The organism is Wolbachia endosymbiont of Pentidionis agamae (assembly GCF_036711655.1).
In the GTDB taxonomy this organism is placed as follows: Bacteria; Pseudomonadota; Alphaproteobacteria; order Rickettsiales; family Anaplasmataceae; genus JAZHPY01.
On the sequence record NZ_JAZHPY010000067.1, the window covers coordinates 1 to 6,107 of the forward strand.

Sequence of the window (6,107 nt, forward strand, 5' to 3'; positions counted from 1 at the left end):
TAGCAAAAAGCATATATTTTCTATAGCATCATTTAACATTTCATTTAAGGATTTATTAATGATGGTAGGAGGAATGTTTCTTATATTTAAAAGCGCTGCAGAACTATATTCTGACATTTATCCTGCTAATAAAAAAGATAAAAAGAACATTATGGTAAGATCTAAGCTCTTTTTTATCATCATGCAAATTATTCTTATAGATTTAGTTTTCTCTGTAGATTCTATATTAACAGCAATAGCTCTTACTCATAATATGATAATAATCGGTATAGCTTTTACATTTTCCATGATAGCAATGTTGTTTTTATCAAGTCATACTGCAAAACTAATAAGATCTCATCCTCAATTAAAAGTAGTGGCTATTCTTTTCATATTGTTTATTGGTGTATATCTTACGCTTGATGGATTGCATATAAAATTGCAAAAAGAATATATCTACTGTGCATTTGTATTTGCACTTCTAATTGAAGCCGTTAATATAATAAAGCGCAAAGTAAAAGTAAAATATAAAATTTAGCTTAACAATACCTGTTTTAGTCTTTCTTTAGAAAATCCATGCAGTAAAAGAAAGTGGATAATTCTGTGCCAAAAAACTTTTAATCCATCACAATAAACAGAAGGGTTATTAAAGCTCACATCAGTAGAGTTAAACCTATGACCATAGTTTCCACCATCACATATATTTTCATAACAACATTGTTTACACTCATCAGGTTTGTTTTCCATATCAGTTAAGAAATTGCTAAAGAATTTATCTGATAGAAACTCATCCCAACTAGTGTTGTTAATGTTATATTCAATAAACTTATGAGGAACACATGTTCTAAGTTCATCTAAAGGATCAAGATCAACATTATTAGAAACACATATTAGTGGCAATACAAATGGACTTCTTTTACCAAACCCATCAACTCGTGAATAATTGTTATAAAATAGTTCTAAAGAATTGATGCAATATCGAATAAAAACTTGTGGATTATCTGAATTCTCTTTTATCCATTCATCAAATACTTCAACCATAAATTGACCATATTTTTCAGGTTAATAAACTGGAAGAGAATTATAATTAAAATCTGGCAATAAAAGATCAAAGTGTACAAGTTTTAATTCTTTAACAAAGTGATTGTAAACATCAGTACCATTAGCTTCAGACAGATAACAATCCAAATTCATAGTCATTTTCTTGGCACAGTCTAATTTTATTAACTACCCTATCATAGGTACCATTTCCTTTTTTATCCAACCTGTAAGTATCGTTAAGATTTTTTGTTCCATCTAAACTGATCCCTACTCCAATACCATATTCTTTAAAAATTTTTATCCATTCAGTGTCGATTAGTATTCCATTAGTTTGTAAAACAAACTGAATACTATCTAAATTTAACTGTTGTGCCTTAGAATGTATTTTTGTACACATTTGAACAAAAGAATGCTTTTTTTGCATTAATGGCTCTCCGCCATGAAATTCAACAAGTAAATCTGTAATACCTAAATCATTCACACCTCGAGAAATGAAATCATTAAACTTATCAATTATCTCTTCCGATATATAAGGCCTTCTATTACGCCAAGATTGATCTGCTTTATTAAAGTAATAACAATAAGTACAATTAATATTGCATCTCTCTACAGTTTTAAGTATAACGCCTGCTCTCTTCATTTATACCTCCTATGTCATACTTAGCATATTTATGCTAAGTTCTATAAGAAGAACTATCTTGACATCCCTTCATCTTTCTCGTTCCTATTTTTAATTAATGTTATTTCTTCCTTCCAGCTATAACATACATTGCCATGTCCACCACCAGATCTACTAAAGTTACAATGATTATCATGGATAGTACGACCATGTGAATCATTTGAAAGCTTTTCTATTCTTTCAAGAATAAGACTAGTATTAACTTGATTAGTATTGGTACTAAGATTTTTTAATAATAAATTTACTTGTTTTTCTTTATTCATTATAAGCCTTATAAGTTAAATATTATATGTAAACAATACTAGAGTGTATGTAAATGAAAATTACGTTATTTATATATAGGAATCCTACTAATTATTTTTTTTGCTTCTAAGTGCACAGTTTTTATTACTTCTTTTTCAAGTACTTTTAATTTTATATATCCATTATTGAAATACATGCTATAGCATTTTAATTGTTGACCATCTCTAAGTCCTGAATTGTAACAATTGCTTCCTGGCTTAACTCCTTTTATCTTTTGTGTTTCTAAGGTTTTAATTATGTTAAAGCATATTTCACTATGTTTATCTATATCTTGAAAAGTTAGATTTTTATTCAGTAGTGTATTGGGTAATAAAGTAAGAAGTATATTAGGATTATTAATAGAATCTATAATCTTTTTTACAAAGGATTCAGATAATTGACTTTTTAAATAACAAGAAAATAAATCAGTATCAAAACGAATATGATTTGAATTTATTTCATCTATTATCTCATTTACTAGATCTAATAAATTATACTTGTTGTTACTTACTTCATTTAGCTTTTCATTAATAATTACTGCAAGGATAAAGCCTTTATAATAGCTTAACATCCTTATATTTTTATCTAATAAATGCTTTTCACTTATTTTCTCAAAATTAATATTATTTATTATAGAATTAAAGTATTCTTTTATTGTACTGTTAATTATTGTTAGATATTCGTCTATATCAATAAGTTCCGCATTAAGTAAGGTTTTAACTCCATAGAACTCAGTAAATCCCTCGAAAAACCACTTATACTTTATCTCATTTTTCTTATCAGTATCCTGTTTTATTGTATGCCCTATATATCTGTGAGCTAATTCATGAGATATAACTCTATTGTATTCTTTAATATCTTTATTAATATCTCCTTTAACAATTATATAATCTTCCTTTGCAATGCCTTCAATATCATTCAGATTTGGGTCATCAATAAGTATTATGTTATACGGCTTACTTTTAAATATAAATAAGTTGTCCTGTGCTAAAATAATTTTATTGACAATACTTACAAAATTTATTCTTTCATCAGCATTGGTATAAAGCTTATTTTCCTTATCAAGATCAAAAATTTTTAAGTTATAAATTTCAGTGATTTCTTTTATGCTACAAGGCAAGCCTTCAAAACGAAAAAAATTAGTTGAAGAATAATCTGAAGCAATTACAGAACTTACATAATACATATGTATAAGGCAAAGATAAACTATGTAACGCAGTATCTTTCTTACTTTTCGTAGAATAGTGGCTGTAAAAATTGCAATTTTATTACGCATTTTAGTTTTTTCTCAATACTGAATATTTATCTTTTCAATGCTGACCAAACCATTAATGTAATAAAATGAAAGGTAAAAGTAAAATATTAACTTAGCTTAATAGAATCTGCTTTACTCTTTCTTTAGAGAATCCATGTGGATCTTTAATATTTGTCAAAATAAATAATCCTACTAAAATATAGATTTATAAAAAACAATGAAGAGTTTGCAGATTAAAAAAGTACTACTTGCAACTATAGTATGCAATACTTTACTTTGGTATGACCATATGATTTTTGGTCACTTAATAGATATTATTGGCAATGTATTTTTTCCTTCCAATAATTCTCTTGTTAGCACAATAAAAGCTCTTGGAGTATTCGCAGTAGGTTTTTTATTAAGGCCTGTTGGTGCTGCAATTTTTGGTCATATTGGAGATAAATATGGTAGAAGGATTGCTTTATTTATCTCAATAATCATTATGTCATTGTCAACCATATCAATAGCTTTAATACCTGGATATCAGAATATTGGCATTATTGCTCCAATACTCGTAATTTTTATGAGAATATTACAGGGAATAGCACTAGGAGGAGAAGCAGGCAATGCACCATTTCTCATTGAGCATGCCAGTAGAAATAACAAAGGTTTTTTAGGAAGCATTGAAGTCTTAAGTGCAATTTTAGGATCCATATTAAGCTTAATAGTAATATTTTTATGCAAACAAATCTCTCACATATATTTTGAATCTTGGGGATGGAGATTGCCATTTATTTTGAGTCTGGTAATTGGATTATTGAGTATATATATGAGATATATACTTGATGAAAGTCCTGCATATGAGAAAGATAAAAAACAAAATAAAATATCAAAATCTCCATTAAAAGAGTTATTAAAAAATTATAAAAGACCTTTTTTTATATCGATATGTGTTGATATTGCTGAAAATGCATCCCTATACATCTATTTAGTACTTTTTGGATTATTAACACAGAAAGCATTTAAAATCAGTACTAGTTTTATAGAAATAGTTAATCAAGTTATTTTAGGAATATTAGTATTACTGTTTGCAGTATTATCTGACAAGATAGGAAGAAGAAAAGTTCTTGGGTTTGCATTTGTGAATTTTATTGTAATGAGTTATCCTATTTTCGTTATGCTATGTAGTAATAGCTATAAAATGATCATGTTAGCACATCTTTTATTTATAGTACCTATTTCGGCCTCCCTTGGTCCAGTTAGTGCTATGATGTGTGAATTATTTCCAATAAAAGTGCGCTATAGTGGGTTTGCTTTGTCACGCAATATAGCTGCTGGATTTGGTGGATTTGCTCCATTTCTATGTACATTGATTATAAAAATAACTGGCAGAGAAATAGCTGCCAGTTATTACATGATTTTTTGTGCATTAATTGGATTAATTGCTATTTTACATATTAAAGATAGAGATATTATTACAAATTAAATGAGAATCATACATGCTTTATTGCTAATCTTTATAGTTGTTACACAGGGTGGATGTTTGCATATTTTGATGGGTAGCATTGCTGTGACAACAGCAGCAGCGCTTGCAATGCAAGATAAGTCTTTAGGTAATACAGTTGATGATACGACATTATTGATTAGGATTAATAAAGAGCTTTTAAAGCATGGCTTATTTTCATCTATAAGAGTAAAAGTAAGTGAAGGAAGAATATTACTTATAGGAAATGTAAGTTCTCCAGAAAAACAACTTCAAGCAGAAAAGATAGCTTGGCAACAAAAAGAAGTGAAAGAAGTAATAAATGAAATTAGAGTCACACCTATTAATATGTCTTCTCCGGTTAGCACTACTATTGATGCTATTATAACTACTGAAATAAAAACAAGGCTTTTTGCCAAAAAAAATATAAAATCGGTGAATTATACAGTAAATACAATTGATAACACTGTTTATCTGATGGGTATAGCTCAAAATAAAAAAGAACTGTCTTCTGTCATATCAATTGCAAGAAAGGTAAAAGGAGTAAAAGAAGTTATAAGCTATGTAAGATATAGAAATAGTAGGTTACGTGGGTGAGAATTGAGTCATAAGTTATGTTAGTAAGTTTTGTATAGCTTAGAAATATGAATCATCAAACGCTATTTGACTAGCAAGAAAATGAGTACTATTTTTGCACTATCAACTGTATTTGGTAAGTCTGGTGTTGCAGTTATTAGGATATCAGGAAAAGATGCGTTAGGAGTACTAAAACATTTTGGTATTAGTAAAAAAATTAGACCAAGGCTTGCAACATTAGTAGATATGTATTGCGGCTCGAGAGAATTGATAGATAGTGGTATTCTCATTTACTTTCCAGCTCCAAATAGTTTTACTGGTGAAGATGTAATAGAATTACAAGTGCATGGCAGTAAAGCTGTTATAAAAACTATTCTAGAAGAATTATCAAAGATTTTTGTAATTGCAGAGCCTGGGGAATTTTCCCTAAGAGCTTTTCTTAATGGAAAACTTGATTTGACTCAAGCAGAAGGCATTGCAGATTTGATTAATGCAGAAACAAAAATGCAAGCTAAACAGGCATTAAAACAGATCTCAGGAGAATTAGGAGAGTTATATAGTAATTGGAGGGAGGAATTAATAAGTATTCAATCTAGAATTGAAGCATACATAGATTTTCCTGAAGATATAGAGGAAGAAACTCCTGAATTAGAAAAAATTAGTACAAAAGTTAAAATGCTTGAGCAATCTATGGATAGTCATTTAAATGATAATAGGCAAGGTGAGAGGTTACGTGAAGGATTACATGTTGTAATTACAGGTAAGCCTAATGTTGGTAAGTCAACTTTATTTAATTATTTAGCTAAACGTGATATAGCAATAGTTTCTGAATA

The 6,107-nt window shown here is 28.6% G+C and carries 8 protein-coding genes; 4 read left to right on the top strand and 4 right to left on the bottom strand.

Translation table 11 applies throughout. From position 1 onward, the window contains the following. A partial coding sequence (locus tag V6U76_RS04150; protein WP_333023781.1) for a TerC family protein occupies positions 1-517 on the top strand: 517 nt, incomplete at its 5' end. Here V6U76_RS04150 and V6U76_RS04155 read toward each other — a convergent pair. From V6U76_RS04155 to V6U76_RS04170, 4 genes are all read right to left on the bottom strand, one after another. Continuing rightward, positions 514-1,020 (bottom strand): hypothetical protein, encoded by a 507-nt coding sequence (locus tag V6U76_RS04155; RefSeq protein ID WP_333023783.1) that lies wholly within the window; start codon positions 1,018-1,020, stop codon positions 514-516. The genes V6U76_RS04150 and V6U76_RS04155 overlap by 4 nt on opposite strands. Before the next feature lie 127 nt (positions 1,021-1,147). Beyond that, positions 1,148-1,660 carry a radical SAM protein gene (locus tag V6U76_RS04160; protein WP_333023784.1) on the bottom strand — a complete coding sequence of 171 codons (513 nt, stop codon included), beginning with the start codon at positions 1,658-1,660 and terminating at the stop codon, positions 1,148-1,150. A gap of 53 nt (positions 1,661-1,713) precedes the next feature. Further along, the gene (locus V6U76_RS04165) at positions 1,714-1,962 is read right to left on the bottom strand and encodes a hypothetical protein (RefSeq protein ID WP_333023786.1); all 249 of its coding nucleotides are present in this window, start codon (positions 1,960-1,962) and stop codon (positions 1,714-1,716) included. 65 nt (positions 1,963-2,027) lie between these two features. Continuing rightward, on the bottom strand, positions 2,028-3,257 hold the full coding sequence (locus tag V6U76_RS04170; RefSeq protein WP_333023787.1) for a M61 family metallopeptidase: 1,230 nt from the start codon (positions 3,255-3,257) through the stop codon (positions 2,028-2,030). A 196-nt stretch (positions 3,258-3,453) separates the two neighbouring features. Between V6U76_RS04170 and V6U76_RS04175 the strand changes: the two genes are divergently transcribed. From V6U76_RS04175 to V6U76_RS04185, 3 genes are all read left to right on the top strand, one after another. Next, positions 3,454-4,701, top strand: coding sequence for an MFS transporter (locus V6U76_RS04175; RefSeq protein WP_333023788.1), 1,248 nt, complete (start codon positions 3,454-3,456; stop codon positions 4,699-4,701). Further along, positions 4,702-5,295 carry a BON domain-containing protein gene (locus V6U76_RS04180; RefSeq protein WP_333023790.1) on the top strand — a complete coding sequence of 198 codons (594 nt, stop codon included), beginning with the start codon at positions 4,702-4,704 and terminating at the stop codon, positions 5,293-5,295. It begins immediately after the preceding gene. Between the two features lie 81 nt (positions 5,296-5,376). Continuing rightward, the coding region (locus tag V6U76_RS04185) for a GTPase (protein ID WP_333023792.1) at positions 5,377-6,107 on the top strand (731 nt) is incomplete at its 3' end.

Coding starts and splice junctions, on each gene's coding strand:
- V6U76_RS04155 (WP_333023783.1), bottom strand. CDS start 1,020: ATGGTTGAAGTATTTGATGAATGGATAAAAGAGAATTCAGATAATCCA.
- V6U76_RS04160 (WP_333023784.1), bottom strand. CDS start 1,660: ATGAAGAGAGCAGGCGTTATACTTAAAACTGTAGAGAGATGCAATATT.
- V6U76_RS04165 (WP_333023786.1), bottom strand. CDS start 1,962: ATGAATAAAGAAAAACAAGTAAATTTATTATTAAAAAATCTTAGTACC.
- V6U76_RS04170 (WP_333023787.1), bottom strand. CDS start 3,257: ATGCGTAATAAAATTGCAATTTTTACAGCCACTATTCTACGAAAAGTA.
- V6U76_RS04175 (WP_333023788.1), top strand. CDS start 3,454: ATGAAGAGTTTGCAGATTAAAAAAGTACTACTTGCAACTATAGTATGC.
- V6U76_RS04180 (WP_333023790.1), top strand. CDS start 4,702: ATGAGAATCATACATGCTTTATTGCTAATCTTTATAGTTGTTACACAG.